This window comes from Pseudomonas sp. Bc-h, assembly GCF_002080045.1.
GTDB lineage: Bacteria > Pseudomonadota > Gammaproteobacteria > Pseudomonadales > Pseudomonadaceae > Aquipseudomonas.
This window is the reverse complement of sequence record NZ_MUIN01000002.1, coordinates 290,802-317,693: the sequence shown is the minus strand read 5'-3', so window position 1 is coordinate 317,693 and position 26,892 is coordinate 290,802. Positions and strand designations below refer to the sequence as shown.

Here is a 26,892-nt window from a genome sequence, read left to right as displayed (position 1 = left end):
AATGGGCTGGGAGATCACATGCTGACCGCATTGGAAAAACAGCTGAGTTTCCTCAGGGAAATCGACCGCCTGAAGCGTGTCATACGACAATCCCCGCTGTTGGATAAGAGCCGCAAGGAAAACTCCGCCGAGCACTCCTTGCATCTGGCGATGTACGACCTGATCTTGAGTGAATATGCCATTGGCCAGGTAGATCCCAATCGGATCATCCGGATGCTGTTAATGCATGACATGGTCGAGATCGATGTTGGCGACTTTCCCACTCGTGGGACATCGTCCAGCGAAGAGCAAGCCCGATTGGAAGTTGAAGCGGCGCACCGTTTGTTCGGCCAACTATGCGCCGACGCTTGTCCGCACTCTGGTCATGGTGCCCATAGCCAGTCGCCCCCGCGGGATACGTTTAATTGTCGAGAACTCAGCCACCTCCACGCCAATGCATAAACCGATGAACGTGGCCGGCCCTCAGGCTTGAGCGTGTTGATTAATTAATGGGCGTCTCGAAATAAGGCGCGGGCTCAAAATCCGTGTGGCTTGCCACGCCACGCCATGCGTCAGCATCGTGCTTGAGCGTGGCGATTTTGTTGTCGATGATGTCGAACACCACGGCTCCGACAGGCAAATGCAGCGGCGGTTGATCACTGTTAACCGCCTTGAGAATGACGGCTGCGGCCTTGGCAGGATCGCCTTTCTGTAGACCGTCGTTGCGCTTACTGTATTGGCGTTTCATCCCTGCGGTCTGGGCGTAGGCCGGTAGCTCCTGAGCCGCCAGCACGACTGAGCGTCCAAGGAACGCCGTACGGAAAGGCCCCGGCTTGGCGATGATGACAGCGATGCCCAATGGGCTCACTTCTTGCGCTAGAGCTTCGGAAAGTCCCTCCACCGCGAACTTGCTCGCATTGTAATAGCCATACCCGGCAGAGCCGGAGATACCGGCACCAGAAGATACGTTGACGATCCGTCCGCCTCGGCGCCTCAGCGCGGGCAGCGCAGCTCTAGTCACTTCAATCAGCCCGAACACGTTGGTTTCGAATAACGGGCGGTATTCGGCCGCCGATCCTTCTTCAATCGCACCAATCATGCCGTATCCGGCGTTGTTGACCAGCACGTCCAGGCCCCCGAAAGCCTCCTGCGCGATGGCCACCGCTCGCAGGGCTGTTTCGGGGTGGGTGACGTCGAGTTCAGCGATTCGCACCTGTTCTGGATAGCGATGTTCAAAGTCTCGAAGCATGTCGGCATTGCGGGCTGTCGCGACCAATTGATCGCCATGGCCAAGCACTGCTTCGGCGAGGGCACGACCCAAGCCATTGGAGCAGCCCGTAATCAACCAGGTTTTAATCATCAGATTCTTCCTCATAAGCTTTGAGGCGCATGTGCCCACCGTCGAGGCGGCATATGCGCTATTTAAATGGTCGGGAGTGTTCGATTGCCGACCTCTCAATACTTCACATCGGATCAGTGGTGCCAATTGCCGTGTCTAGCCACTGCACGACGATCCCGAAGAGCTCGTCGGAATTGCGCTCATAGATCAACCCGTGCCCATTGCCATGAATGCCCAGTGCGGGCAGATCGAGGTGGTTCACCAAGGCTCCTGCGTTCTGCAGAAACGGAATAATGCTGGAGGCGAAAGAAGCGAATTTAGAGGTTTCACCTGTCAATAACGCCACCGGCACTCCTTGCAATCCAGGGATTCTCAAGGAATAAGGGTCGGCTTGGCGGACCTGGTCGGGGGTGTCATGAGGGGGATCGAACGTGATCGGTGCCGCTGTCAGGCCCCATTCCAGTGTCCCGATTCCAGGCGTGTGGCCGAACACCGGGCCCATGGGTTCCACCGCCACGATGGCTGCGACAAGGTCGGGACGGTGATCGGCGATCAGCCAGCCACTGGGGCCTGACGCGGAGTGCGTCACGATGATGGCTTTGCCGATCTTGTCCAGTAGTTGAGCCAGCCGGTCTGCGTCCAATGTCTGAGACGCAGCAAGGTCGACGGGCATCGGGCCGTATGCCGCGATGAAGGCATCGAAAGCGGCTTCGTCGTCCAGCTCAAAAGGCCATTGGGTCTCACCGCCGCCTTCAGGGAAGTACACCTCGCGCGCACGCTCATAAGAAAACGCAGGACCCGTTGGTCCCATAATGTCAGGGTGGTAGGGCGAGCGTCCGTGGCCAGGCCGGTCCACGCGGAACACCACAAAACCTGCTTCCACAAAACGTTGCGCCCAACCCGGCCGACCGTCAGGGGTGTCCAGCCATTCGGTGCCCTGCAGCGTGCCGCCGTGCACCAGCACGACAGGGTAGGGCTGGGTGATGAACTCAGGAGATTCCCAGGCCACGTACATAGGGCCTTTCTGATAATGCCTGCCATCCTGCTTCACCCGAGGGCCGGTGAGCCAGAAACTGCCCCGTCGAGAACGTGTTACTGGGCCAGTGCGCCAGGGTTGATCGGACGGATCCGCCGAGCGGGTGACGGTTTGGGTGGCAAACCTCGACCAGTCCTTATGCCCACATCCTTGCGCGACAGCGGCTTTCATTTTCGATCGCACCGCGTCGGCGGCTGGCAGTCCCAAATTTTTGGCGTGGGCCGCCTGGATGGCCAAGTTGATGTCTTTAAGACCCAGAGACAGTTTGAAGCCCGGTTCAAACATGCCGTTGACGATGTTCTGCCCATAGCGCTGATAGCTGGAGGAGGCCAACTGGGTTTGGGTCATGAGTTCGATGAACGTGGCCGGGCTCAGCCCGTAACGCTCAGCCAGCACGCTGGCTTCGCCCAGCGACTGGATGGCGTGGGTGATCATCATGTTGCCCGCGATCTTGGCGATACAAGCGTGAACAGGTGAATCCCCCATGAACCAGGTCTTTTTCCCCAGCACGTCGAAGATGGGTTGGACGGTTGCGATTGCCGCGCGCGATCCGGCAACCACAATGTTCATTTCACCTCTGGCCGCCACCGCCGGTATGCCGAAAACGGGCGCTGCGACCAGCGGAATACTCAACTCATGGTGAACGGCTTGCAGCTCTTCGATGAGCAGGGGAGAGAGGGTCGACATCACAATGTGAACACACGCTTTGTCGGCGTCTTCTAGCGCTCTGGACGACAGCAGCACTTCGCGAACGGCAAGATCATCGGCCAGCATACTGATCACCACGTCTTCCTGGAAAGCGGCCTGCGCAGATGCGAGTGCACGTACCCCCTCCAAGCCAGCCAACGCCTCAGGGTTGCGGTTCCAGGCTGATACACGGTGGCCTGCCTTGACAAGCAACGGGATCATGGCCCGGCCCATGCTCCCTGTCCCGATAAAACCGATTTTCATGTTGGGGTCTCCGCTACGGTTTAACGCAATGTGCATTCGGCCCAGTATGTGGGTTAGGGAATGGCTACGGGACTGCCATTGCTGCAATCTCGTCGTTCATATTTGTACGGACGGAGTCATGTACTGAAGTGCGATGAGGGCGTTTTAGGCCATTGCTGTAGCGGCCCGCTGGGCAATGCTGCCGAGCGGCGCGGGGCAGCCATGCGACGAATGTGCAGGCTGCCAGTGCTCGTGAAAATCGCCGTCGTAGGGTAAACGCTGGCTTATTGGTCTAACGGCTGTTCAAGGAAGGGGCTCTATTTCTGACGAGCCAGAGCTGGAACACGCGCGGCATCCCACAAACCCATTATTTGCGTTACGGCCGCATCTATCTGCTCGTAAGCAATGCCATCCCGGGCCAGTACCGATATGCCCAGCAGGAAGCTGTCGAAAGCCGTTCCTAACACATTTGGCACGACAGTCGCTGATAGCTCACCAGCGGTAATTGCGCGTTCAATGCATGCCACAATCCCTGCGCGGTTCACGGATCGGGCATGCGCGAGGGGCGCGGAAATCGCCTTACTCTCATCGGAACAGGTACTCAACAAGCCGAGCGCCACCAGGCAGCCTTTGGGATGACCGGACTCGCACTGCATCCTTGCCGAGTTCCGCAGCGTGAGTTCGATGGCCTCTCTGGGAGCGAGTGTCGTATTGAAAAGGCTATCCGTCACCCTGCCGTGAGTATCCAGATAGCGCTCCATCACTTCCTCGAAAAGCGCCTGCTTTGAGCCAAAGGCCGCATAAAAGCTGGGAGCGGTAATACCGGTGCCGATGTTCGCCTTGAGTTGGCTGAGCGATGTTGCGTCATAGCCGTGTTCCCAGAACAGATGCATTGCTTGGGTGATCGCTGCATCACGGTCAAAAGTGCGCGGCCGTCCCATCTGTGCCATGTGTACCTCCCCTCGAAATGCTTAAATACTATTCGATACATAAATCATTGACCAGCCTAATGCCGACGCTCATGTTTATATCGATCAGTACATGACGGCGCCGAGTAGGCGGATCGTCGATGTCCAAGGACACTTTATTCGAGGGCTATGGACATGAATGACGAAACGTTTTACCCCCGGCGCGAGAGGCAGGCCCTGGTTGTGCTGGGCCTCACATGTCTCGCGTTGATCGGTGGGGCGGTGTATATCCAGGTGGTTATGGGGCAAGCGCCGTGCCCTTTATGTATCCTGCAACGCTACGCGCTGCTGTTCATCGCCATCTTCGCGCTCATCGGTGCGAGCATGAATGACCGCTTTCGTTTGAGCATATGTGAAGGATTAGTCGCCGTAAGCGCCATTGCCGGAGTGGTCGCAGCAGGTCGTCATCTTTGGATTCAGATCCATCCAACCAAAAGCTGCGGAATTGATGTAATGCAACCAATCGTAGATGGCTTACCTCTCGCATCGCTTTTTCCCTTGGGTTTTCAGGTGGCAGGCTTCTGCAAGACCCCCCATCCGCCAAACCTGGGACTTTCACTCGCACAGTGGGCATTGATAGCAGTTGTTTCGACATTGATTCTGGTTCCACCTAGGCGTGATTCAGAACCGAATGAAGCCGAATCGCGTTACGCAGGGCAGATGGCTTTCCGGACGAAGCTGAGCATCGGCAGTTTCTATCAGCATTTAAAAGTCATCTATGAGGACGAATACTCGAGCTTTAATGATGACTCGCATAACATGATCAACTCGGTCGATCGTTGTTAGGTTGTCGTCAGTTAGAACTGCAAACGAGGGTTGCGAAGCGATGGATGATCCACATGATGGTGTGTTGCTCACTCAGCGCCGCGTCCCGTTTCCATCATCGATCAGCGAGCAGGCACGCCAAGCGCTCCAACGAATGGTAGGAGCGGACGGGGTGCCGATCAATGCAAGTTATTCGATGCCAGCAAATGGTGACCGCGAGGGGTGGATCGCTTTACAGTCCGCGGTGCAGCGTCAATATGCGGCTACCGTGGCAAAAAAGGTAATGCCGAAGGCGGCTTCGGTGGAAACCGTCATGGTCGATCAAACCGTTATCCATGTCGCCACGCCAGACACGATGGATCGCGAAGGCTTTGCCTACGTTGATTTGCATGGTGGCGCGCTTGTCTTTGGCGGTGGTGATGCTTGTCGAGCGAGCGCTCAGGTTGAAGCTCAGAAGCATGGCGTTCGTTGTTACGGCGTAGATTACCGGATGCCACCGGACCATCCCTATCCGGCAGCATTGGATGATTGTCTGACTGCCTACCGGTATGTGCTGGAACGGCATTTGCCATACAACGTCATCATCGGTGGCCGATCAGCCGGCGGAAACCTGGCTGTTGCCATGCTGTTGCGAGGTCGGGAGGAGGGTTTGCCAATGCCTTCAGCGTTGGTGCTGTTGTCGCCGGAACTGGACCTGACCGAATCCGGCGATAGTTTTAAGGTCAATCAAATGGTTGACGTCGTACTTCCTGGCTCGCTGATGTCCTGCAATCGCTTATATGCCGGGGAGGCGGATTTGGCCCATCCTTACCTGTCGCCGTTGTTTGGTGAGCTGGATGGGTTGCCACCTACCTTCCTTCAAACCGGCACCCGCGATCTGTTTCTGTCCAACGCCGTCCGGATGCACCGAAAGCTGCGACGGGCGAACATTCCCGTTGAGTTACACGTTTTCGAAGCCATGCCCCATGGCGGCTTCTCCGGAGAAGCGCCTGAAGACTTGGAGCTCATTCAGGACGTTAAGCTTTTTGTTCGTTCGCACTGGCCGTCGTAACAACCATTATGTATTGCATGAATTGGGCTGCGCCGATGGTTTTTCTCGATGTGCCAAATGAAAGCATCAGCGGCACATGACAGCAATTGAAGCGTGCATCGTCCGTATATGTCAGCGTTCGACGCTGCTCCCAAGCGGCCAGAAAGGAAAACCTCTAGCTGCGTATGCATCGAAAACGATGACCTCTGGAGTCAAGTCTGACGGGCGCTTCAATAACGAAGCCTTCTTCCGTGACTTTATCTAAGGGATTTATATCTGTCGCCAAGGAACTGTTGACCTAGCGATTGTCTTCCACTGAGAGGGGCACGACGCTGTAACGTTCTACGCTGTGCTGCCCATTCTGGTTCGTATTCAGCCGTCTTACTCATTTCACAGCATGAAAAATCCCAGCAGTCGCGATAGTCACCCGCCGTCGAGCCGCCGGCTCGTCATCGCCCAAACGATCGATTCCCCACGACAGCGTGGTCACCAGCTCAAAAAAATCCACTGCAGTCACGCCAGTCATCGTTAGATCTGAGCTTTTCGCTTTCTCGAGAAATTTATCAGTTTGAGTTAGCAGTTGAGCGCTCGCGGTATTCGACGATTCAGGGTTAGCCTTCGCTGACGCTACGCAGTAAGGCAGGTCATGCCAGATGCCCAATTGCCAGGTCAACATGAACAGCCACTCTTTCAATGCTTCCCGAGCATCCAACGACTCCAAAAGATCGCTGGCTGTCCCAAGCAGATTCTTCAAATTGGCCGCCATAACAGCGCTGAGCAAGTCATCACGTGTGGGGAAATTTCGATAAAGCGTGTCATTGCCGACGCCTGCTCGTGCGGCAATCCCGTCGAGAGAAGCGAGCACCCCCTGTTCTTAAAATGTACGGCGGGCTGCTGCCAAGATAGCCTCACGGTTACGCAGTGCATCAACGCGCATCGTTTAGGTATGCCAATTTGCACGTCTGAAGAATAGTCATATCGTTCCATTGACTAACCCCGAAGATATCAGGCGCGCGGTGCTCGCCGCGTTCGTTCGATGCCTGAAATCGGTTCCCTCCACTCAGGCCCAAGTGCATAGAGGCAGGTGAGGGGCAGCGCGAAATGATTGGCACTTCGCGCTGCTGAACTACTACAACTGTGCGCCGGCTAGGAGCACGTACTTCACGTGAACGTATTCCTCGATGCCATAGTAACTGCCTTCACGCCCGTAACCGGATTGTTTAATGCCGCCAAATGGAATCGATACGGTACCAACCGAGCCAGAGTTGAGGATGACCATGCCTGCCTCAAGCTGACGGGAGAGTCGCAGCGAACGCCCCAGCGCGCTGGTGTATGCGTAAGCGACGAGTCCGTACTCGGTCTGATTGGCGCGTCGAATGACTTCTTCCTCGCTCGAAAATGAATAAACGGCAAACACCGGGCCGAAGATTTCATTTTGTGCCAGCGGTGAATCATCCCTCAGACCGGTGAGGATGGTCGGCTCGTAGAACAGCCCACCCTTGACGTGGGGTTTGCCGCGCAACAGAACCGTCGCGCCTGCTGCCTTGGCCTGTTCGACCAACGCCCCGACCTTCTCGAAACCGGTTTTGTTGATCATCGGACCGACCACGAAGTCTTCTCGAAGGCCCTGATCGACATCGATAGCCATCACAGCTTCTTTCACTTTCTCGATGAATGCGTCGATGATTGTGTCCTGCACGAAAATGCGGTTCGGGGAGATGCACACCTGGCCCGAGTTACGCAGTTTGGCGCCCACCAACCCCTTCACCGCTTCATCGATATTGGCATCGTCGAACACGATGAACGGCGCGTTGCCGCCCAACTCCATGGTCATTTTCTTAATGGTCTGCGCACATTGTGCCGCCAGCAGCTTGCCGACGTTGGTGGAGCCTGTGAACGAGACTTTGCGAATGCGCGGGTCGGAGGTGATGATCTCGCCGATCTGCTTCGGATCGCCCACCACGACTTCCAGTACCCCTTCCGGTATGCCGGCTTTGCGGGCGTGCTCCAGCAGTTTGAATGCGGTCAGCGGCGTGTCTTCCGCCGGCTTGATGATCATGGTGCAACCGGCCGCCAGTGCAGTCGCGACTTTGCGGGTGATCATCATGAACGGGAAGTTCCACGGAGTAATCGCCCCCACCGGCCCGACAGGCTCTTTGGTCACGATCACCGAGGCGTTCTTGTCGTGGGTGGGGATAGTGTCGCCATAGACGCGCTTGGCCTCTTCGGCGTACCACTCGATGAAGCCCAGACCGTAATCGATCTCGCCACGGGCTTCGGTCAGGCACTTGCCGTTTTCTTTCGACATCAACTCGGCGAACGCTTCCTTGTCTGCCCTGACGCTTTCGAACCAGCGACGAAGGATGTCGCCACGTTCTTTGGCGAGTTTGCCGGACCACTCAGGGAACGCTGCACAGGTACGGTCGACGGCAGCGTTCACTGCTGCTGCATCGCTCTGCGGAACACGGCCGACTTCGCTGCCATCTGCGGGGTTGTAGACGATTAACATGGGCTGATCTCCAATCGTTGAATATCGATTCAGCGGAAAAAGCTGAGGGCCCACGGTACGGTCAGGTGGCGGCGCTGCGAATGCCGGTTCATCTCCATTGCTTGCCTAATCCTATAACCCCGGGTTGCCGTTAGGACGAATCGGCCCTTAAGGCGTGCTCATGTGGGGGGTACTTTCAATATCAGGATCATCGCCACGGCGCACTGTCGCTTTAACAAAAACTCAATCCCCCCCTCTCATAAAGTCGATAGCTGCGTTTGGACGGCATTCCCTATCCTCGACCCATTACAAAAACGCGCACGAAGACGTGCGCTACAGGTGTTGAAGATGCTGACCGACAGCTTGAAAGATATAAAAGTCGTGGACTTTTCGCACATTGTGGCGGGACCGGTCTGCGGCATGTTGCTGGGCGACATGGGTGCGGACGTGATCAAGGTGGAACCCTTGGGTGGTGAGCTGGGTCGCGCCATTGGCCCGCCTTGGCAGCAGCGTCAGAGCGTGACGTCGCTCAGTGTGAACCGCAACAAGCGGGGGATTGCGCTGGATCTGAAAAGCGACGCAGGTCGCGAGATTGCATTGGAGTTGATGCGTGACGCCGATGTGGTCATCGAAAGTTTCAGGCCTGGCGTGATGGCCCGGCTGGGCCTGGACTACGCATCGGTCAAGGCCATCAATCCCGGTGTCATTTACTGCTCGGTTTCCGCCTACGGACAAACCGGAACCTGGCATGACCGGCCGGGTGTCGACGGGATTATTCAGGCCGTTACCGGCATGATGAGCATGCTCGGCAGCCCTGATTCAGACCCGTCCAAGGTGCCGATTCCGATCGCCGACATGGTGACCGCTTACCTGTCGACCATCTCGATACTGGCTTCCCTCAATGGCCGCCGGCGGCAGGGCGAGGGCGAACACCTGGATGTGAGCTTGTACAACTGCACCCTGATGTTGCAGCACCTGCCGTTGAGCAGCTTTCTGTCCACCGGGCTGGCCCCGGACAAGACCGGCAGCGCCGCCCCCTATGCGGCGCCGAACGAGGCGTTCAAAACCGCTGATGGCTGGATTATGGTGGCGGCCTACCATCCGGCGCGGTGGAGTGCTTTGTGCACTCTGCTGGGCTTGCCTGAGTTGATGCAGGACGAACGTTTCCTCGACAACCCGGCCCGGGTGCAGCACCGCAATCAGCTTCACTGGTTACTCGAACAACGGTTCATCCGCGAAACGTCCGCTCACTGGCTGGCTCGACTGGAGGAGCAGGACATCCTGTGCGCGCCAGTGGCCAGTTATGACGAGCTGACCTCGACGGAACATTATCTCCAGAGCGGTATTGAAGTCGAGCTGCCCCACGCTGATGCGGGTGTACTGCGCATGCCGGCCTTTGCGATCAACAGCCACCCGGACGCGCCCCTCAAAGCGCCCCCCGCCGTGGGCGAACACACCTTCGAAATTCTGCACGCACTGGGCTACAGCGAACGTCAGATCGCAACATTCGAGGAGGCGGGTGCCATCGGCCTGCGCTTACGTCAAGAGGTCTCTGCATGACCGTTTCGCTTGTCACCCTTGAGCATCAGGGCGCTGTCGCTCTGGTCACGTTGAGCAGTCCTAACGCGCTGAATCCGTTGACGCACGAGTTGATGACCGCGTTGGGGAACACCCTACAAATGCTGGACGCCGATAATCAGACTCGCGCGATTGTCGTGACGGGGTCGGCCCGGGCCTTTGCCGCTGGCGCCGACATTCAAGCCATGGCGCAGATGACTTACGCCCGCGCCGTCACCGAGAACTTCCTGGCAGATGACTGGCAGCGTGTCAGCACGCTGCGCAAACCCGTGGTGGCAGCCGTGCGCGGCTATGCACTGGGCGGTGGGTGCGAGCTGGCGATGATTGGCGACATCGTCGTCGCTGGCGATACCGCGGTCTTCGCCCAGCCGGAAATCAAGCTCGGCCTGTTGCCAGGCGCAGGAGGGACTCAGCGCCTTCCGCGTGCGGTGGGCAAATCACTGGCCATGGAAATGAACCTGACCGGTGAACCGATCACCGCGGCCCGGGCACTGGCGGCTGGCCTTGTCTCCAGGGTGGTGCCGGACGCAGACGTCGTCAACACAGCGCTGACAATCGGGGAGTCTATCGCGCGGCATTCGTTGCCGGTGCTGATGGCAGTAAAGGCCGCCACCTCCAGAGCCTTCGAGACGTCGCTGGCGGAAGGCTTGAGCTACGAGCGGAGCGCTTTTCACGGCTGCTTCGCGCTTGACGACCAGCGCGAGGGCTGCGTGGCGTTTCTGGAGCGACGTGTACCCCATTTCAACCATCGATAAAAACCGAAGACCCTTAGAGAGCATGTGTCATGAATCCTGAAAAACACGATCTGGTACTGATCGAACAGCGCGCGGCTGTGCTTTACCTGACCCTCAACGGTGGTGAAACCGGTAACGCGCTGACAACCCCGATGTGCGTGGCGTTGGCCGAGGCGCTGGAAACCGTCAATCGCCGTCCGGATGTTCATTGCGTTGTGCTGAGCGGCAGTGGCCGGCATTTTTGCACCGGTGGCAACGTCAAGGACATGCAGAGCGGCGAAGACCTGATGCAGGGTGCAACCGAGGACGTGCTCGACAGTCTGCGCCGTTACCTGCACCGCATTACGCTGGCCATGCAGGCGATAGACGTGCCTGTGATCGCGGCCATCAACGGCTCTGCGATCGGGGCGGGGCTTGACCTTGCGATGATGTGCGACCTACGCGTTGCCGTGAAAGGCGCGCGACTGGCGGAAAGCTTCCTGCGGCTTGGGTTGATTTCAGGCATCGGCGGTGCGTGGTTCCTGACCCGCGCGGTGGGCCTGGCCAGGGCGATGGAGATGACGTTGACCAGTCAGTTCCACCGCGCTGAAGACGCCTTGCAGATGGGGCTGATCAACCGGGTGGTCGACGCCGATGAGCTCGAAAGCACCGTCGAGCAACTGGCAACCACAATTTCCAGCGCGCCGCCCAAAGCGTTGCGTCTGGCCAAGCGGCTGGTGCGTCAGGCGGCGAGCAGCGATCTGCCGCAGGCGCTGGAAACGGCCGGCAGCGTCCAGGCTATTTTGCTGTGCGGCGCCGAGCATAAGGCTGCCGTCAAAGCGTTCCTTGCATCAACACAGTGACGACCGTACTCATCGATCCTTTGCTGTAGCCCCATAACAATAAGGACCATATCAATGGACATCGCCGCAACCGCCGCATCTTCCCCGCCCAGCATGTCACGCGTGGTTGGCACTGCCAGCTTCGGCACCATGCTCGAATACTATGACTTCCTCGTTTATGTCGCCTTGGGCAGTACCTTGCGTGCCTTGTTTTTGCCTGAGTTCGACCCCTTCGTTTCGTCAATTCTTACGGCGGGAACGTTTGGCGTTGCCTACCTGGCGCGACCGCTGGGCACACTCATCTTCAGTCCCATGTCTGATCGCATCGGGCGCAAACGCGCGTTCGTCATCACCCTGGTGCTGATGGGAACGTCGACCGTGCTGATGGGGTGTTTGCCCACCTATCAGTCAGCGGGGATCTTCGCGCCGGTGTGCCTGCTTGTGCTGCGCATCATTCAGGGGATTGCCCTGGGCGGCGAATACGGTTCCGCGGCGGTGTATGTCATGGAGCACGCGCCCCGTGAGCGGCGCGGCCTGTTTACAAGTTTCCTGCAGAGCACCGCCAGCCTGGGCCTGCTGCTAGCGCTTCTGGTGGTGTCTTTGCTCAACGTTTACCTCACACCCGCCGACTTTGCTGCCTGGGGCTGGCGGGTGCCTTTTCTTGTTTCGGCGCCGATCGTACTTGTCGCGACCTACATTCGCCTGGGGATGGAAGAGACGCCCGTCTTCCAGGCGCTCAAGGAGGAGGGCGGAGTTTCTCGCTCGCCACTGGCGGACACCCTGACTAGCCGAGCCTCATGGAAGAACCTTCTGGTGGCCGTATTCGGTGCTCAAGGGGGCACGTCCGTCACCTTGTACACCTCGATCATCTACATGCTGTATTTCCTGCAGAACGTGCTGTCCGTGCCCGTGTTTGAAGCAAACCTGTGTGTCGGTGTCGCTATCCTGATTGCAGCGCCCTTGTATCCGCTGTTTGGCGCCCTTAGCGACCGGTATGGGCGGGCGTGGATCATGCTGGTCGGCATGGTGTTGTGGGCGGGTGCCGCATATCCGTGTTTTGCACAGATTGTCGCCTCGGCCAAGATCCAGGCCTGGCCGGTATTGATTGCGTGCATCACGCTGCTCGCGGCGTTGACGGCGATGGTCATGGCGCCGCTGCCTGCGTTCATCGCGGACAGTTTTCCGCCGCAGAGCAGAACCACTGGCTTTGGGCTTTCGCAGCAGATTGGCAACATCTTGTTCGGCGGTTTCCTGCCCATGATCAGCCTGGCGCTGGTGAACTGGAGTGGTAACCCGCTGGCCGGCATCGTCTATTCGATCGTGTCTCTGTTGCCGTGCATCCTGGTTGCAGCGGTTTGGGGTGTGCGCATTGACCGCCAGCGCAGTTCCGATACTCAATAGGCCCGTCGATCCGCTCTGACCGCCTGGAGATTCACAGTGACCATCAACGGCGCCCATTCCCGCCCCTTACCGCCGCTCAATCCGCTCAAAGCGTTCGAGGCCACGGGTCGTTCGCTCAGCGTCACCCGTGCGGCGGACGAACTGTCGGTGACGCCTGCCGCGGTAAGCCGACAGATCAAGGCGTTGGAAGATTATCTCTCAGTGCAATTGTTCAAGCGCAGACCCGGTGGACTGGAGCTGACGGCTGCGGGCGAGCGTTATCTGGCGGATGTCGTGCCGTTGTTCAATGCCCTGCGCGAGTCGACCAACGCCATTGTCGGCGGCTCGACGCGGCGCCAATTGCTGAAGATTCGCGCACCGGCGACCTTCGCAGTGCGCTGGCTGATTCCTCGCCTGGCGGGTTTCCACATCGCCCATCCGGCCATCGACGTGCAATTGACCACGTCGCCTTCCGCTCTGGATTTCGAGCATGAAGACCTCGATGGCGGTATTCAGCTGGGCGGCGGTGACTGGCCGCACACCGGGACACAATTACTCACCCCCAATGAACTGGTCCCCGTGGTGGCAGCAGACTTTGCCCCGGACCTTCGTTCGCCCGAGCAACTCGCCGACCAGGTGCTCTTGCACTCGCTGGCGCGGCTGGACGACTGGGCGCTGTGGCTGCGTGAAGCGGGCGTGGCTCAAATCAACCCCTACCGAGGCATGCGCTACGAAACCTCGCTTCTGTCGTACCAGGCTGCCCTCGAAGGCCACGGTGTGGCCATCGCGCAGAAGTCGCTGGTGAGTAAAGAACTGGAGGCCGGATTGCTGCGCATGCCCTTCGATCTGGTGATCAACCGGCAAAGCTTTTCGTATTACTTCGCCTGGCCACTGAATAAACCTGAATCGACCGCACTGACCACGTTCCGCGAGTGGCTCAGCCAACGCGCGGATTGAAGGCCCACCCCTCACGTCTCAGAGACCCGGTAAGGCCGGATCGATAGCATTGAGCAACAACCTGATGCTTTCAGGCGTATGCCCGAGCCAGCGCCTTTCCTATCGTGGCAGGCGTTCATTCAGGGGGAGTTGCCGTGAAAACATCCAGACAGACGCTGTCCGCGTTCGACGCTGTCGTGTTATCGATCTGCTGTGGCTTGTCGGTGGCCACAGCGTATTACAACCAGGCCATGTTGCCACTGATTGGCGATAGTTTTGCTGTTTCCTCCGCGCACGCAGGGCAGGTCGCAACGGCGACCCAACTGGGTTATGCCTTGGGGTTGCTGTTGTTCGTGCCGCTGGGCGACCGCATTCAACGACGGCACCTGATTATGGGGCTGCTGGCGGGTAACGTCGTCAGTCTGTTGTGGTGTGCCAGTACCGGAAGCTTCACCGCCGTGCTGTTCAGCAGCGCGGCGGTGGGGGTGTCGGCGATCAGTGCGCAAATCATCATCCCCGGCGCCATGGGCCGGGTTGACCCCGAACACCGCGGTCGTGTCCTCGGACTGATGGCCAGCGGTTTGTCCGCCGGTGGCCTGCTGGCGCGTACGGTCAGTGGCGCGCTTGGCCATTGGCTAGGCTGGCGCGGCATGTTCACGGTCGCCGCTGGCATCGACGTACTGGTGCTGCTGGCGATCTTTGCGCAGATGCCCCGCAGTGAGGTGTCCATCACGTTACGCTACGGGGAATTACTGCGCTCGTTATGGCAGTTGCTCAACGACCACCCCTCGCTGTGGCGCTCGTCGCTCTGCGGTGGCTTACTGTTTGGTGCCCTCAATGTGTTCTGGGGCGCGATGGCAGGTTTGTTGGCCCAGCCGCCCTATGGCTACAGCACGCTGCAGTCGGGATTGATCGGTCTCTCGGCAGTGGTCGGGATCGCTTGTGCGTCGACACTGGGTCGCTGGACCCGGCGACACAGCCTGCATCTATGCATCATCGGAGCGGGCGCGATGCTGGTGGCGTTCATCGCACTGGGCTTCGCAAGTGCGGCGGCGTGGATGCCCTTGGTGCTGCTGGCCGCCACATTGATCGATCTGGGGAATCGAGCCAACCAGCTGGCACACCAGACCAGGGTGCTGGCGATGCAGCCGGATGCGGTCAGCCGTGTGAATACGGTGTTCATGACCGTTTATTTCATTGGCGGCGCGCTGGGTTCGTCTTTTGGCGCCGCGGCGGCCGGGCACTTCGGCTGGCCTGGGATGGCGACTGCGGGGGCCTTGCTGGCGATTGTTGGCGGACTGTGCAGCGTCGGCTTTTTCAGGGAACGGTGATTGAGCTTCAGTGGATTTCTCTCAGGCCGGATAGGAATAGGCAAGGCTTGCAGATGATCTGGCATAGGTCCCGGAACGTCGGTTCACTACCATGGGCATCAGTCAACCAAAGGGATCGCATCATGAATCATTCCAAAACCTTGTTTATCACGGGTATCAGCAGTGGCTTCGGCAAAGCTCTGGCCCTTGAGGCACTCGCCGCAGGTCATAGTGTCATCGGCACCGTCAGAAATCACGAAGCGTTGCAGGCGTTCGAGGCTCTGTCGAATGAACGTGCACACGGTGTCATCCTCGACGTCACCGACTTTGAACGCATCGATAGTGTTATCGCCGATGTGGAAAGCCGCCATGGTCCTGTGGATGTTCTGGTCAACAATGCGGGCTACGGCCATGAAGGTATTTTCGAAGAGTCGCCGCTTCAAGAGATGCGCCGTCAGTTCGACGTCAACGTATTCGGTGCCGTCGCCGTGACCAAGGCGATCGTGCCGTATTTTCGTCAGCGCCGCACCGGCCACATCATCAACATCACGTCAATGGGCGGCACCATCACGATGCCGGGCATTGCCTACTACTGCGGCAGCAAGTTCGCTCTGGAAGGCATTTCCGACACGCTGAGCAAGGAGCTTGCGCCGTTCAACATCTTCGTCACCACCGTGGCGCCAGGATCGTTTCGCACCGACTGGGCCGGTCGTTCGATGCAGCGAACCCCGCGCAGCATTGCCGACTATGATGCCAGCTTCGACCCGGTACGTCAGGCACGTGAAGAGAAGAACGGCAAGCAGTTGGGCGACCCGCAAAAGGCCGCGCAGGCGATGCTGAAACTCATTGACAGCGCGAACCCGCCAGCCCATCTCTTGTTGGGTAGCGATGCGCTCGGGCTGGTCCGTGGCAAGCTTGAGCAGTCGTTGAAAGATCTCGAACAATGGGAAGCCTTGACCCGCTCGACGGATAGCTGAACGCGGCGAGCAGGAGGATCGAACATGAGCAATGATGCACAAACGACTGAGCGTATGGTCCAGTTGATGGAGCAACTGGCACCGCTCGAAGGCTACAACCTGAGCCCCCTGGACGACATACGTTTTTTGCGTTCAAACCGACCGCTGACACGCACACCCGTGCTCTACGAGCCGGGCATTGTGATTTTGTGTCAGGGCCGCAAGCGCGGTTATCTCGGGGATGACGTCTACATTTACGACGCCCAGCACTATCTGGTGGTGTCGGTGCCGGTGCCGTTCACGATGGAAACCGATGCCAGCGAAGAAGAACCTATGTTCGCTGTGTACATGAGGCTAGATTTCAAGCTGGCAGGCGAGCTGATTCTGGAGATCGATGAGACATTCGGCCCGACGGCGGCTCACCCGAAAGGCATGTATTCATCACCGATGGACGACAGGTTGCGTGAGTCCACCCTGCGATTTCTCGCTGCCATGAATCACCCGGTCGATGCGCAGATCCTCGGCCCGTCGCTGGTTCGCGAGATTTACTACCGGATCATCGCCGGCGAGCAGGGCGGTTCCATGCGGGCGGCTCTCAGTAAGCAGGGGCATTTCGGCAAAGTCACCCGCGCCATCCGCAAAATTCACAGCTCTTATAAGGAGCAGTTGAACGTGGAAGCGCTGGCCCAAGAGGCCAGTATGAGCGTCCCCAATTTCCATCTGCATTTCAGAACGGTCACGGACTCTTCGCCCATGCAGTATTTGAAGTCGACACGGCTGCATCAGGCACGTTTGCTGATGTTGCGGAACGACGTTTCGGCGGCAGCTGCGGCATTCGATGTCGGCTACGAAAGCCCGTCGCAATTCAGCCGGGAATTCAAACGCTTTTTCGGTCGAACCCCCCATGCAGAGGTTGCGTGGATGAAAGCGACATACGCATTACCTGAATCCAGTACGCCCTCGATCTTCGTGTCCTCGCATTAGCGGCCACTCGCATATCAAACACCCTAATGCGGATATACGCACTTAACGGGCTGCTTAAGTGCGGGATGTGCAGATTCTTGCCAGGAAAGTAGCGGGTAGGGGCGGGACTTCAATCGAAACTAGCGAGGCAAATCTTGACAACTTGACGTTCGGCTACCCGCTCACCTCGCCGATCTGATGAGCGAAATCGCGACGCGTATTCTCAGGTCCCTGGCGAGCTAAGGGGCGGTACATGAGCTTGACAGGCTCCCTACTAGAAGGTAGGTTTCAGGCATGGATAATTACTCAAATGCTTATTACGAAATTCTTGACTGTGCCCGCTCTCTGATCATCGCGGGCGGCTACAGCAGTTTCAGCTACACCGACATCTCTGAGTTTGTGGGAATCCAAAAATCCAGCATTCACCACCACTTTCCCACCAAAGTCGACCTTGTACAGACGCTTGTTATCCAGTATCGGCAGCAAGCCGAGGCAGGGGTCACCCACATAGAACGTTTAAGCCCTGGTCCTTCTGATCAACTTCGCGCCTATATCAATTACTGGCAGGGCTGTATCGGCGACGCCACGAAGGGCTACTGTGTGTGCGCATTGCTCGCCAACCAGATGCCGGTGCTGCCGGAAGCGATCGTCGTCGAAGTAAGAGCTCATTTTGAGGCGCTGTCAGCATGGCTAACGTTGGTGCTTGAGCGAGGGGCCTCGCAAGGCTATCTAGCGCTTTCAAACGATGCACGTACCGAGGCGGAGACGGTCATAGCGACCGTCCACGGCGCGATGCTCTCCGCGCGCGCCCACGGCGACCCTGAAATGTTTAGCGCGATCACCTTACCAATGATCGAAAGATTCATGATTCCAACCGACTAAAACATAGTAGGACGTTGGGCTAGCTTCCTTTTTTCTAGTAGTTCCACTCAAAACAGATCGTCCTGGAATAGTTTGCCTTCTGCGGCGTCTGACACTCACAACTCAGTCGCCGCCGATATTCAAACAGCAATCTTGGTGGGTTCATCACTAGACGATCGGTTATCGACCTTAGAAAGAATAGCTCAGCGACGGGCAATTAGGCCGGTGGTTTTACATGCCCGCTGCGGCCAAGCCTAAGCTGCCTGCGCGAAGAAAATTGCAATTAATACAACATCAAGACCTGGCGCTGAGCGCCTCAATTAAAACTGGAGTTCACGATGAAAAAGCAGGTTGGAGTCTGTTCGACCCTGTTGGCCGTAGCGCTTTCGCTCACGGTTTCGGCGGCGGAGAGAGCGCCCGATGATGGCATCGTCGCGGAGCACGACGTCAAGAACATCGTGCTAGTGCACGGCCTATATGCCGATGGATCAAGCTGGTCAAAAGTCATTCCGCTACTACAGGCTAAGGGTTTCCAGGTCACAGCCGTGCAAAATCCCACAACATCGCTCGAGGCCGACGTGGACGCAGTCAAGCGCACGCTTGACCTGCAGGATGGCCCGACGATTCTCGTCGCTCATTCTTACGGAGGCATGGTTATCAGCCAGGCTGGCGCAGACCCCAAGGTCAAAGGTCTGGTATATGTCGCGGCACGTGCCCCAGAGGCCGGAGAAGATTATCCGGCCCTGGCCGCTCAATTCCCCCCAGCCCCTGCCGCCAAGGGACTCCAGTGGTCCGCCGACGGTTTTGGCACATTGTCCCAGCCAGCCTTCGTGCAAGATTTTGCTGGAGACCTGCCCAAGCAGGAAGCCAACGTGCTGTTTTCAGTCCAACAACCGTTCGCTAAGGCAATCACCACCGCCAAGACCAATGCGGCTGCGTGGCAGAGCAAACCCAGTTGGTATGCCGTCTCAACTCAAGACCGAACTATTAACCCTGAGCTGCAACGGTTCATGGCTAAGCGTATGAATGCCCACACCATTGAACTGCCTGCGAGCCATGTGTCACTGCTCTCCCATCCCGTCGAGATTGCTGACCTGATCGGGCAAGCAGCGCATGGGGCCAGTCCCCACTGATCAGTAAGCTAATTTGGCGCCGTTTTTCACCCGAGGAGTTTGCATGCTGAAGTTAAATACACTGACTCTGGTTGCTGCACGGCAGATGATCTTTGCAGCTGAGACCGAAGCCTACCGCACGGGCTGCCCGTGCACGATTTCCGTCGTCGACATGCAAGGGCAACTGATCGCTCAGGTACGTATGGACGGCGCCCCGGCGGGACGAGTTGAGGAATCGAAATACAAGGCGCTCAACGCCTTATCGGTAGGGCTTTGCCTAATGCTGCATCAGCAATCCGGCGGTGCCCCGCTAGCAAACGCCGAAGCACTGAATGGTGAAGTTCATAGCGGCCAGATGCCCATTCGCTGGGAGGATCATCTCATCGGTACGTTGAAGGTCGAGGACGGTGGCATCGCCATCCAATCCGAGAGTGGATTACTAGGCGCAATTGGCATCAGTAGCGGCAGTTTGGACGATGATCATGCGATAGCAATTGTGGCGTTAAAGGCTTATGCCTCAGGGCAGTCTCATGAACAACGCGCGGCAGCGGCCTTGCAGCCATTATCAGGCAGCAGCTTTTTTGAGGTCCGCTAAAGCCGTCTCATGTGAGACGGGGGGTAACAGCTGAATGATTGGAGTTAAATATTTTTAGCGACAATTGATTGATATGAGGCAAATCTATCAAGTCGTTATTTACACCTTATATCAGCCAAGTCCCTAGGCGCTCCGTGTCTTTGCCTCTGGCTAGCGTCGATGCTCTAAAACGCCAACCTGCCTGGTTTTTCGGCGAGACTCTGGTCGCCATCGACCGCCGCAAACTCAAAGCTGTCAATCACCGCGACCGCAACGTCACCAGCGCCGAGCTGAAGCGGTGGATGGAGGCAATTGAAGCGAGCAGTGCGCGCTTACGTTCCACATTCTTAAGTCCTCATTGACGTTGCTCACCTGAGCGGCCTGCCTTGGCCAATATCTGCATCCGTTGCGTGCCTTCAGATTTCGTAGCCGCGTGCCGCAGTGTAAGGACGAAACTGCCGCAGGTTTGCCTGATCCTATCTGGATTGTCGAGCATGTTGTGCGGCGGATTTGTGCTGCTGCTCAGCCGGCTGTGACAGTCATGCCGCCGTCGGCCATGACGACCGAACCGACCATGAAGCTGGCCCGGTCCGAGGCGATGAACGCGACCACTTCGGCGATTTCTTCCGGTTGGGCGGCGCGGCCAATCGGCGCGGCTTCGCCATGTTGTGCGAGAAAGGCAGGGCCATCGTTGACCACACTGTTGAGGATGTTGGTCACCACATCTCCGACACCGATAGCATTGACCCGTATGCCGTGGCCAATGACCTCCAGCGCCAGGGTGCGCGTAAGTTGTGCAAGCGCGCCTTTGGAGGCGGTGTAGGCGGCAATGGTGGGGAAGGCGAAATAGGAGGCGTAAGACGCGATGTTGACAATCGATCCAGATCTGTTGGGCATCATCGCTTTGATCGCCTCCCGGCTATGCAAAAAGGCCGCCGTAGCATTGACCGCCTGAATACGCTCCCAATCTTCGCGGGTCATGTCGATCACCAATTTATTGATGATGATGCCGGCGTTGTTGACCAGAATGTCCAGCCGACCGAACTGCTCGACAGCCAAGGCGACCGCGCGTTCGGCTGCCCCGTCCTGAGTGATGTCGGCCACCAGAGGGACCAAGCCAGGGCGGGCCAGTGCTTCCACCTCAACGTTTATATCTTCTGCAATGACCTGAGCGCCGCGGGCATGCAGCAATAGTGCGATGGCCTTGCCAATGCCACTGGCCGCGCCAGTGACCAGCGCCACTTTACCGGCCACTTCGCTTGGGGTGTTGTCCTTGAAGTCGGTCATGATGTTCACCTGTGTTTTGATCGAGTAGGGGTGAGCCGTGTTGGCGCCGGCGAGGCGCTGCCATCGGCGACGGACCCACTGTCTCGCAGCTAGGCGAGGTCTGCTTTTGTGAAATTGCCCACGCTGTCGGGCTTTTGCGCTGAATGCCAGTAAGGGAAGGTTCGGTGCTGGATTTAAGCCGACGTGAAAAGCCCGATATCATTGGGCCGGTGTCCATGACGCGAAGTACGGGCAAGACCCTGAGACCTGTCAGCCGAATCTGAAAAGGATGAGTTCATGGCAAACACCGGGCAGACTTTCCAGAACCCGATGTCGACATCTTCCCAAAACTTGCGCATCACCGGCGAGTCGATGGGCGAGTTTCTGCCTGGGGAAACCCAGGCGTTACAATCGCGCCTGGAAATCCAGGAAGTTATGATTCAGCTGTTCATCCATCGCAGCGTCATTGAGCCCATTCTCGTGCCGGCAGTGGTGGAACCGCTGCTTGTCCTAATTCTTGCCGGGGCGGCGAGGGTGGAAGAGCGCGCATTGGGTGGCGAGTGGGAAGCTGTGGAGGTCAACACCGGCGATTTCTTCTTCACCAGTTCCGATGAGCCGTATGAAATGCGCTGGCAGACACACGGAGGTGATACTTTTGAAGTCATGCATCTTTATCTCGGGCTGCCGCTGATTGAGCATGCATCCCGAGAGTTGTGGGGTCACCACGCAGGGCCTGTGCGGTTGCGCGATGTTTCAGGAGCACGGGACGGGCGCATTGCGTTTTTCATGGAGCAGTTGCGCACCGAATTGGTTATGGAACGCTCGCCCAGCGCTCTTTTTGCTCGCTCGCTGGCGCAGGCGCTCGCCGTACATTTGGTGCGCAGCTATCTCGCTGAAAGCCAGCCTGGACGTTGAGTCAACGCCTTGCAAGTCTATAAGCTGCGCAAAGTCACTGACGCCATGAGCGCACATCTGAGCGCTGAATTCAGCCTGGCAACGCTGGCCCGCGTCGCCGAGTTGAGCGAGTACCACTTCAGCCGCCTGTTCAAGCGTGCGACCGGGCTTTCGCCATCGCAGTACTTCATTCGCTTACGCATGGCTCGTGCGCGGCACCTGCTACTGGAAACCCGCCTTAGTGTCATCGACGTCGGGCTGGCGGTCGGCTACTCAAGCCCCAGTCATTTCTCGCAGATATTTCGTCGTGAAGTGGGCGTGACGCCTAGCGAGTTCCGTGGTTCTTGAGCACCGCTGCGTTGAAATTGTCAGGCGATGTACACAGACATGGATGGCCAACATGCATGCACGCGTTGTAGAGGTCCGTGCACTTAATCTATTCGTCGCATTCCGTAGCACCGACCGCGTACTCAGCAGTCGGTGCTGAACTTCAATGCAGACCACAGGAGTTACGGATATGATGGACAATCAAAACAAAATCGCTTCGATTGCTGGTACAAGAAGTGGGGGCGCAAGTGAAAGATCCTAATATTTAAAATTGTCTAACCTCACTTGAAAAAGTATAAAAATATTTTTTGAGTGTGATTGATTCTGTGGATCCATTGTACAAGTCTACTCCGAGTCATCGAAGCTTAAGTTTCGGCGGGGTAATGTGTGCTCTTCAATTTGAAGGACGCCTTAGAGGCCCCTTATATAGTGATGAAATTTGACAGGGTTGAAAAACCAGTTTTCTAAATCTGACGGATTGTCAAAACAGTTGGCAAAACGGTTGGCAATAAGTGGTTCATTGTCAGCTGCTAACATGAGTTCTAAGATGTGTGGTGGAGGTGGTGTCAGCATAGAATTGGTCCATTTTACAGAAGGGGCGACAGCTTCCCAATAGCGTTCAAACGTACAACGCATGAATTCATCATCAAAAGGTTTATCGCCTTGCTGGATGATAGCCTCCAAGTACACTTGCGCGCATTTAACGGCGTTATTCGCGCCTTGCCCGGTGATCGGATCGTTTGTAACGACAACGTCGGCCATTGCCAAAGCGAAAAATCCGGGTTTAATCTCAGCAACGGGTTGTCGAACGGTTGGGGTCACAGACCCGATCAAGGTAGCTTTAGCATCTGTGAGTTGCACTTTTTGCACGCGATCATATTCCCAAGGTGTATAACACTTCATCAGCGCCAATGTGTGCTGGAGATGCTGGCTAGATGTAAAGTTTCCGGAGAATGAATCTAGAGGGCCTCCGGGGGCAGCTTCCCACAAAAGAATATCGCAGCGCCCTGTGAGAGTGTGACAGGGCATCACAAAAAGCTCGCCGATACCAGGTATCAAGTTGCATTGTACAGACTCTAATCTATCCTCTGTGCGAGGAGTCATCCCGTGGACATAAGTCGCAGCGAGTGATCGTTGAGCTGTACTAAATGTTGATCTAGCTTCGTCACGTTTAAAAAGTGTAGATAATTTGCCTCTACCAGATGCTACTAAGGTTAAATCAAAATCACGCCCAAACTTGCTCAATATTTCTGGAGTGACTTCCCGGATCACAACCTCTCCACCTCTCTCTGCGAACAAGGCGAGCCACTGAGACATTTTCAAGCGCTGATCGACAGATTGGGCGGGACGATCCAGACTACCCACCCAATTGACTGCTCGCCGCCCTTGGCCATCATTTATAGAAACACCTACTCCTGTAATTTTCGGAGCGACCTCTGACCAAAAATCCAAACCCTGGCTATGCTCATAGCTCAGCGAGGCGCCGAAGAGACATTGAGTTGAAAGAATATTTCCATTTCTAATCTCCTCAGCGGTCCGATTGCTAATTAACGTCACTGAATAACCAGCTGACTGCAGTCCAAGCGCTAACTGAAGTCCAGACTGGCCGGCTCCGACAATCAATATTTTTCGCATTTATCTTCCTCGGCTCATTTATAGAACAACGGATAAACGTTAGGGTCTGTAAGATCGCTTCATCCATCGCCCTGCAAACTGGATCACGGGGCGAGGCACAGCCGGTTGTCATCCCTGACTTGTCCTTCACACGATCTGAGCAAACTGCCCGTCCAAAACAAGCAAGTGAGGCATCTTAAGCGCGGCAAGATGAACTCATTTCTGCTATGGGGTATCCGCAATTAACAATAAACTCACTGTGAACTAAAATTTTTCGGATTATCCTCGAAGATTTGTGTGTAAAGTCTAGCAACGGCTGGCGTGAAGTTCTGGTGCAAGGGCACAAGGAATGCACTGGCTGATGCGAGCTGTTTGACATAAATGACTTCATAGATGCGAAGCAGGGTTCCCGGCTCAGTTTCTTCAAGATCGAAGCCAGGCATTATACCAACTGCTTTATAACCGGCCCGCTCCAGAGCTTGTTGCATATAGGGAGTTCTGGTGGTTGCCATGCCGTAGATCAGGCCTGCGCCCATAAGTCTGCCCATCTTTTCGCCAAGCTCTTGAGCGGCAACCGCTAGATTGGATTGTCGATGGGGCTTGGCCACTGCGCCAACTCGACCTGAAATGACATCTGGACCGTCAATTTTCTCCCAAGTGGCGATAGCGACGATTTCGTCGTTGTGGCGAACGACCAGAGCGAGTATTGGGGTTGTATGGCGGTCAGCGCCCATCACCTTGTCTTCGTAGAACGTCCGGTCCATGAACGAACTGCCCATACCAACCGAGATGGAAGGAAACCAGGCCTTGAAAAAAGCTATGGCGGTGTCGATCTCGTCGTGCCTCAAGAAATCCCAAGTGTAGCCAGCTGGGAGCGGGGTGAACATGCGTACTTCATCGATCGTAGGCCAGATCATCTACTTCACCTTGTCAACAGGGTGGATGCTATCAATGCGGTAAAGCGGGTGTAGCGTGGGGCTGTTGGGTGCATAACTCTCCCGTGGCTCGAATCAGTGCTATTTCGTGTAATTTATCTTTGGCCAACTGCGGCAGTTCCTGGTTTATCCAGAGAGGGCAGGCTGGATCAGCTCTGAATGGGCTGAATTCTGCGTATTGCTGCAGCAGTCCGGTCTGCAGTGCATCCAGGCGAGGACGGATTTGATTTTTCAAGTCTGGTCGCTTAGTCAGCGGGGCCTTTCCATCCGAGTGCCATATCGAGAGCAAACCGTATTGAACGAGTTTGTTCGCTTCAATCTGGGCTGCCATCATTTGAGCCGCCTCGTTTTTCGCGATTGCATAGCTCGCAGCCTGCCGTTTTGCATCGGCGATCACCGTCGACTCTCTGTCACTGTCCTGAACAGGTTGTGCGCTATCCCATTTGGTGAGCGCTACTAGGTCCGCAATCTCTAAGCGCTCGTTGATCATGCTCAGGAGACGTTTCAAAGATTCAGGGGAGGGCGGAGGCGCATGTGGATCATCGAGTGGCTTCGCAAACGCGCTCACTCCGGCGACCGCCAAGGAAAGAAGCGCTGTCCTCATCAAAAATTTCATCATGGAGAAAATCTCTTTGTTCCTCGCTCATCTGCGAAAAAGCGATTGGTGGAAAAGTTTGATGGCCTGTAAGTATTTTCAAGAATTCGGTCGAGTCTTGACATCAGGTGCGCTGAGTAGCCTGAGCCTGATCGGTGCTCGCGGCTTGCTCGATGGCCGCAATCTGCCGGTGGCGCTGTACCACCTCACTGATCACAAACTCCATCAGTTTTTCAACGAAGCCAGGATCGAGATTGGCCTCTTGAGCCAAGCGTGTGAGCCGTTCGTATTGACGCCGTTCACGGTCCTTATCAACCGCCGGCAATTGGTATTTCGCTTTGAGCACTCCAACCTGATCGGTGCAACGAAAGCGCTCGGCGAGCATATGGATCAATGCGGCGTCAATGTTGTCGATCGTCTGTCGAAATGTCGAAAGTTGAGTGCCGATGTCAGGTGTATCCACGAAATATCCTCTCTGAAACAGTACTTTCTGAAGTCCCTATATGGTCCCCACGTGTTCCTTTTTAACTGGTCGATTTCGTAATCGATCGGTGAGAATCGTCATTAATTTACAGGCCGCAGCGCTCAGGGCTGTTAGCAATGAATGAGCTAAGTGCCTCGCGCTTTCCAACCTACTAGAAGGTAGTTTATAATGCAACAGGATCCACAATATTCAGTTGTTTTGATCGAGACTGGAGGGCGACACGGTCTGCGTCGTGAGGATCGCCATCCGTAGGCCCTTGACGCGTCCCCTACTAGAAGGTAGGTTTGCCTCTATGACTAATCACTCCAACACCTTTCACGAGATATTGAGTTGTGCCCGTTCGCTCATTATTGCGGGCGGCTACAATGGTTTTAGCTATGCGGACATTTCTGAATCGGTCGGTATTCGAAAAGCCAGCATTCATCACCATTTCCCTACAAAGGTGGATCTGGTCAAGACGTTGGTGAATCAGTATCGCCACGAGGCGGAGTCAGGCCTCGCGCACCTCGAGCGTGTCTGCCCTGGCCCGGGTGATCAACTCAGGGCCTACATTTCTTACTGGCAGGAATGTATTGGAGATGCCACTAAGGGATATTGCGTGTGTGCACTCCTTGCAACCCAGATTCCAGTGCTGCCACAGGAGGTGGTAGCAGAGGTCAGGGCACATTTTCGAGCGATTTCGGCTTGGTTGACCTCTGTCCTAGAAAGAGGAGCCAGACTGGGTTGTCTTTCCCTGTTAAACGATGCTCGCACTCAAGCGGAGACATTCATGGCAACCGTTCATGGTGCGATGCTTTCCGCACGTGCCTACGGGGATCCTGAGATGTTTAATGCAGTTACTCAACCGATGCTGAACCGACTAGTCGTTTCAAACTGAACAGAGCGGTCGCCCGGCGGCCGTTTTTTTGCTCCAGAATGACTACCTTCTAGTAGGTAGCGTTTCGCGCGAACTCGCCGCCCATTCCCATTGGCTATGAGCGCTGCGGTCGTCTACAGAGTGTCATCCAAGAGATTAAT

25 protein-coding genes and 2 pseudogenes are annotated in these 26,892 nt (G+C 56.6%); 17 read left to right on the top strand and 10 right to left on the bottom strand.

The annotated features are described in order from the left end of the window. Positions 1 to 18 precede the first annotated feature (18 nt). A complete protein-coding gene (locus BWR59_RS03585) occupies positions 19 to 441 on the top strand; it encodes an HD domain-containing protein (RefSeq protein ID WP_081564256.1) in 423 nt (140 codons plus the stop codon). A gap of 40 nt (positions 442 to 481) precedes the next feature. On the opposite strand, the gene BWR59_RS03580 is transcribed toward BWR59_RS03585, so the two are convergent. The 3 genes from BWR59_RS03580 to BWR59_RS03565 all read right to left on the bottom strand — a co-directional run bounded on the left by BWR59_RS03580 (position 482) and on the right by BWR59_RS03565 (position 4,234). Then, complete coding sequence (locus tag BWR59_RS03580; protein WP_143490750.1) at positions 482 to 1,339, bottom strand: oxidoreductase; 858 nt, start codon at positions 1,337 to 1,339, stop codon at positions 482 to 484. A gap of 103 nt (positions 1,340 to 1,442) precedes the next feature. Next, the gene (locus tag BWR59_RS32600; protein WP_218191141.1) at positions 1,443 to 3,305 is read right to left on the bottom strand and encodes an NAD(P)-binding domain-containing protein; all 1,863 of its coding nucleotides are present in this window, start codon (positions 3,303 to 3,305) and stop codon (positions 1,443 to 1,445) included. A 296-nt stretch (positions 3,306 to 3,601) separates the two neighbouring features. Further along, entirely contained in the window at positions 3,602 to 4,234 is a 633-nt protein-coding gene (locus BWR59_RS03565; RefSeq protein ID WP_081564255.1) for a TetR/AcrR family transcriptional regulator, read from the bottom strand. Between the two features lie 153 nt (positions 4,235 to 4,387). Here BWR59_RS03565 and BWR59_RS03560 point away from each other — a divergent pair. Both BWR59_RS03560 and BWR59_RS03555 read left to right on the top strand, forming a co-directional pair. Further along, positions 4,388 to 4,934, top strand: a pseudogene (locus BWR59_RS03560) (disulfide bond formation protein B). 144 nt (positions 4,935 to 5,078) lie between these two features. Continuing rightward, positions 5,079 to 6,068, top strand: a complete 990-nt coding sequence (locus BWR59_RS03555) for an alpha/beta hydrolase (RefSeq protein WP_081564254.1) — start codon at positions 5,079 to 5,081, stop codon at positions 6,066 to 6,068. A 364-nt stretch (positions 6,069 to 6,432) separates the two neighbouring features. Here BWR59_RS03555 and BWR59_RS03550 read toward each other — a convergent pair whose 3' ends face one another. Next, the gene (locus tag BWR59_RS03550) at positions 6,433 to 6,912 is read right to left on the bottom strand and encodes a TetR/AcrR family transcriptional regulator (protein WP_081564253.1); all 480 of its coding nucleotides are present in this window, start codon (positions 6,910 to 6,912) and stop codon (positions 6,433 to 6,435) included. A gap of 264 nt (positions 6,913 to 7,176) precedes the next feature. Then, a complete protein-coding gene (locus BWR59_RS03545; RefSeq protein WP_081564252.1) occupies positions 7,177 to 8,556 on the bottom strand; it encodes an NAD-dependent succinate-semialdehyde dehydrogenase in 1,380 nt (459 codons plus the stop codon). A 327-nt stretch (positions 8,557 to 8,883) separates the two neighbouring features. On the opposite strand from BWR59_RS03545, the gene BWR59_RS03540 reads away from it, so the two are divergent. From BWR59_RS03540 to BWR59_RS03485, 12 genes are all read left to right on the top strand, one after another. Beyond that, positions 8,884 to 10,095, top strand: coding sequence for a CoA transferase (locus tag BWR59_RS03540; protein ID WP_081564251.1), 1,212 nt, complete (start codon positions 8,884 to 8,886; stop codon positions 10,093 to 10,095). Next, on the top strand, positions 10,092 to 10,868 hold the full coding sequence (locus BWR59_RS03535; RefSeq protein ID WP_081564250.1) for an enoyl-CoA hydratase-related protein: 777 nt from the start codon (positions 10,092 to 10,094) through the stop codon (positions 10,866 to 10,868). Before BWR59_RS03540 ends, BWR59_RS03535 begins: the two co-directional genes overlap by 4 nt. Positions 10,869 to 10,897: 29 nt before the next feature. Then, a complete protein-coding gene (locus BWR59_RS03530; RefSeq protein WP_081564249.1) occupies positions 10,898 to 11,689 on the top strand; it encodes an enoyl-CoA hydratase-related protein in 792 nt (263 codons plus the stop codon). A gap of 54 nt (positions 11,690 to 11,743) precedes the next feature. Next, entirely contained in the window at positions 11,744 to 13,069 is a 1,326-nt protein-coding gene (locus BWR59_RS03525) for an MFS transporter (protein ID WP_081564248.1), read from the top strand. 36 nt (positions 13,070 to 13,105) lie between these two features. Then, positions 13,106 to 14,005 (top strand): LysR substrate-binding domain-containing protein, encoded by a 900-nt coding sequence (locus BWR59_RS03520; protein WP_230981951.1) that lies wholly within the window; start codon positions 13,106 to 13,108, stop codon positions 14,003 to 14,005. A 134-nt stretch (positions 14,006 to 14,139) separates the two neighbouring features. Further along, complete coding sequence (locus BWR59_RS03515; RefSeq protein ID WP_230981950.1) at positions 14,140 to 15,315, top strand: MFS transporter; 1,176 nt, start codon at positions 14,140 to 14,142, stop codon at positions 15,313 to 15,315. 122 nt (positions 15,316 to 15,437) lie between these two features. After that, the gene (locus tag BWR59_RS03510) at positions 15,438 to 16,271 is read left to right on the top strand and encodes an oxidoreductase (RefSeq protein ID WP_081564247.1); all 834 of its coding nucleotides are present in this window, start codon (positions 15,438 to 15,440) and stop codon (positions 16,269 to 16,271) included. Positions 16,272 to 16,295: 24 nt separating this feature from the next. Next, positions 16,296 to 17,234 (top strand): AraC family transcriptional regulator, encoded by a 939-nt coding sequence (locus BWR59_RS03505; protein ID WP_081564246.1) that lies wholly within the window; start codon positions 16,296 to 16,298, stop codon positions 17,232 to 17,234. 273 nt (positions 17,235 to 17,507) lie between these two features. Continuing rightward, a complete protein-coding gene (locus BWR59_RS03500; RefSeq protein ID WP_081564245.1) occupies positions 17,508 to 18,095 on the top strand; it encodes a TetR/AcrR family transcriptional regulator in 588 nt (195 codons plus the stop codon). Between the two features lie 407 nt (positions 18,096 to 18,502). Further along, positions 18,503 to 19,207, top strand: coding sequence for an alpha/beta hydrolase (locus BWR59_RS03495; protein ID WP_218191144.1), 705 nt, complete (start codon positions 18,503 to 18,505; stop codon positions 19,205 to 19,207). A 43-nt stretch (positions 19,208 to 19,250) separates the two neighbouring features. Beyond that, positions 19,251 to 19,781: a heme-binding protein gene (locus BWR59_RS03490; RefSeq protein ID WP_081564243.1), complete on the top strand. Its 531-nt coding sequence runs from the start codon at positions 19,251 to 19,253 to the stop codon at positions 19,779 to 19,781. Positions 19,782 to 19,915: 134 nt separating this feature from the next. Beyond that, positions 19,916 to 20,122: a hypothetical protein gene (locus BWR59_RS03485; protein ID WP_143490749.1), complete on the top strand. Its 207-nt coding sequence runs from the start codon at positions 19,916 to 19,918 to the stop codon at positions 20,120 to 20,122. Positions 20,123 to 20,282: 160 nt separating this feature from the next. On the opposite strand, the gene BWR59_RS03480 is transcribed toward BWR59_RS03485, so the two are convergent. Beyond that, the gene (locus BWR59_RS03480) at positions 20,283 to 21,047 is read right to left on the bottom strand and encodes an SDR family oxidoreductase (protein WP_081564241.1); all 765 of its coding nucleotides are present in this window, start codon (positions 21,045 to 21,047) and stop codon (positions 20,283 to 20,285) included. 276 nt (positions 21,048 to 21,323) lie between these two features. On the opposite strand from BWR59_RS03480, the pseudogene BWR59_RS03475 reads away from it, so the two are divergent. Then, positions 21,324 to 22,268: pseudogene (locus tag BWR59_RS03475) on the top strand (AraC family transcriptional regulator). Between the two features lie 390 nt (positions 22,269 to 22,658). On the opposite strand, the gene BWR59_RS03470 reads toward BWR59_RS03475, so the two are convergent. The 4 genes from BWR59_RS03470 to BWR59_RS03455 all read right to left on the bottom strand — a co-directional run bounded on the left by BWR59_RS03470 (position 22,659) and on the right by BWR59_RS03455 (position 25,854). Then, the gene (locus BWR59_RS03470) at positions 22,659 to 23,882 is read right to left on the bottom strand and encodes a styrene monooxygenase/indole monooxygenase family protein (RefSeq protein ID WP_081564240.1); all 1,224 of its coding nucleotides are present in this window, start codon (positions 23,880 to 23,882) and stop codon (positions 22,659 to 22,661) included. Positions 23,883 to 24,115: 233 nt separating this feature from the next. Further along, on the bottom strand, positions 24,116 to 24,778 hold the full coding sequence (locus BWR59_RS03465; protein WP_081564239.1) for a hypothetical protein: 663 nt from the start codon (positions 24,776 to 24,778) through the stop codon (positions 24,116 to 24,118). A gap of 31 nt (positions 24,779 to 24,809) precedes the next feature. After that, on the bottom strand, positions 24,810 to 25,415 hold the full coding sequence (locus BWR59_RS03460) for a chorismate mutase (protein WP_081564238.1): 606 nt from the start codon (positions 25,413 to 25,415) through the stop codon (positions 24,810 to 24,812). Positions 25,416 to 25,515: 100 nt separating this feature from the next. Further along, positions 25,516 to 25,854, bottom strand: coding sequence for a chorismate mutase (locus BWR59_RS03455; protein WP_081564237.1), 339 nt, complete (start codon positions 25,852 to 25,854; stop codon positions 25,516 to 25,518). Positions 25,855 to 26,167: 313 nt separating this feature from the next. On the opposite strand from BWR59_RS03455, the gene BWR59_RS03450 reads away from it, so the two are divergent. Next, positions 26,168 to 26,752 carry a TetR/AcrR family transcriptional regulator gene (locus BWR59_RS03450; protein WP_081564236.1) on the top strand — a complete coding sequence of 195 codons (585 nt, stop codon included), beginning with the start codon at positions 26,168 to 26,170 and terminating at the stop codon, positions 26,750 to 26,752. Positions 26,753 to 26,892 lie beyond the last annotated feature (140 nt).

What these genes read in the sequence shown, in the direction of transcription:
- BWR59_RS03465 (WP_081564239.1), bottom strand. Translation starts at nt 24,778, where the DNA reads ATGATCTGGCCTACGATCGATGAAGTACGCATGTTCACCCCGCTCCCA.
- BWR59_RS03555 (WP_081564254.1), top strand. Translation starts at nt 5,079, where the DNA reads ATGGATGATCCACATGATGGTGTGTTGCTCACTCAGCGCCGCGTCCCG.
- BWR59_RS03450 (WP_081564236.1), top strand. Translation starts at nt 26,168, where the DNA reads ATGACTAATCACTCCAACACCTTTCACGAGATATTGAGTTGTGCCCGT.
- BWR59_RS03480 (WP_081564241.1), bottom strand. Translation starts at nt 21,047, where the DNA reads ATGACCGACTTCAAGGACAACACCCCAAGCGAAGTGGCCGGTAAAGTG.
- BWR59_RS03565 (WP_081564255.1), bottom strand. Translation starts at nt 4,234, where the DNA reads ATGGCACAGATGGGACGGCCGCGCACTTTTGACCGTGATGCAGCGATC.
- BWR59_RS03580 (WP_143490750.1), bottom strand. Translation starts at nt 1,339, where the DNA reads ATGATTAAAACCTGGTTGATTACGGGCTGCTCCAATGGCTTGGGTCGT.
- BWR59_RS03490 (WP_081564243.1), top strand. Translation starts at nt 19,251, where the DNA reads ATGCTGAAGTTAAATACACTGACTCTGGTTGCTGCACGGCAGATGATC.
- BWR59_RS03505 (WP_081564246.1), top strand. Translation starts at nt 16,296, where the DNA reads ATGAGCAATGATGCACAAACGACTGAGCGTATGGTCCAGTTGATGGAG.
- BWR59_RS03535 (WP_081564250.1), top strand. Translation starts at nt 10,092, where the DNA reads ATGACCGTTTCGCTTGTCACCCTTGAGCATCAGGGCGCTGTCGCTCTG.
- BWR59_RS03525 (WP_081564248.1), top strand. Translation starts at nt 11,744, where the DNA reads ATGGACATCGCCGCAACCGCCGCATCTTCCCCGCCCAGCATGTCACGC.
- BWR59_RS03540 (WP_081564251.1), top strand. Translation starts at nt 8,884, where the DNA reads ATGCTGACCGACAGCTTGAAAGATATAAAAGTCGTGGACTTTTCGCAC.
- BWR59_RS03530 (WP_081564249.1), top strand. Translation starts at nt 10,898, where the DNA reads ATGAATCCTGAAAAACACGATCTGGTACTGATCGAACAGCGCGCGGCT.
- BWR59_RS03500 (WP_081564245.1), top strand. Translation starts at nt 17,508, where the DNA reads ATGGATAATTACTCAAATGCTTATTACGAAATTCTTGACTGTGCCCGC.
- BWR59_RS03545 (WP_081564252.1), bottom strand. Translation starts at nt 8,556, where the DNA reads ATGTTAATCGTCTACAACCCCGCAGATGGCAGCGAAGTCGGCCGTGTT.
- BWR59_RS03460 (WP_081564238.1), bottom strand. Translation starts at nt 25,415, where the DNA reads ATGATGAAATTTTTGATGAGGACAGCGCTTCTTTCCTTGGCGGTCGCC.
- BWR59_RS03470 (WP_081564240.1), bottom strand. Translation starts at nt 23,882, where the DNA reads ATGCGAAAAATATTGATTGTCGGAGCCGGCCAGTCTGGACTTCAGTTA.
- BWR59_RS32600 (WP_218191141.1), bottom strand. Translation starts at nt 3,305, where the DNA reads ATGAAAATCGGTTTTATCGGGACAGGGAGCATGGGCCGGGCCATGATC.
- BWR59_RS03585 (WP_081564256.1), top strand. Translation starts at nt 19, where the DNA reads ATGCTGACCGCATTGGAAAAACAGCTGAGTTTCCTCAGGGAAATCGAC.
- BWR59_RS03510 (WP_081564247.1), top strand. Translation starts at nt 15,438, where the DNA reads ATGAATCATTCCAAAACCTTGTTTATCACGGGTATCAGCAGTGGCTTC.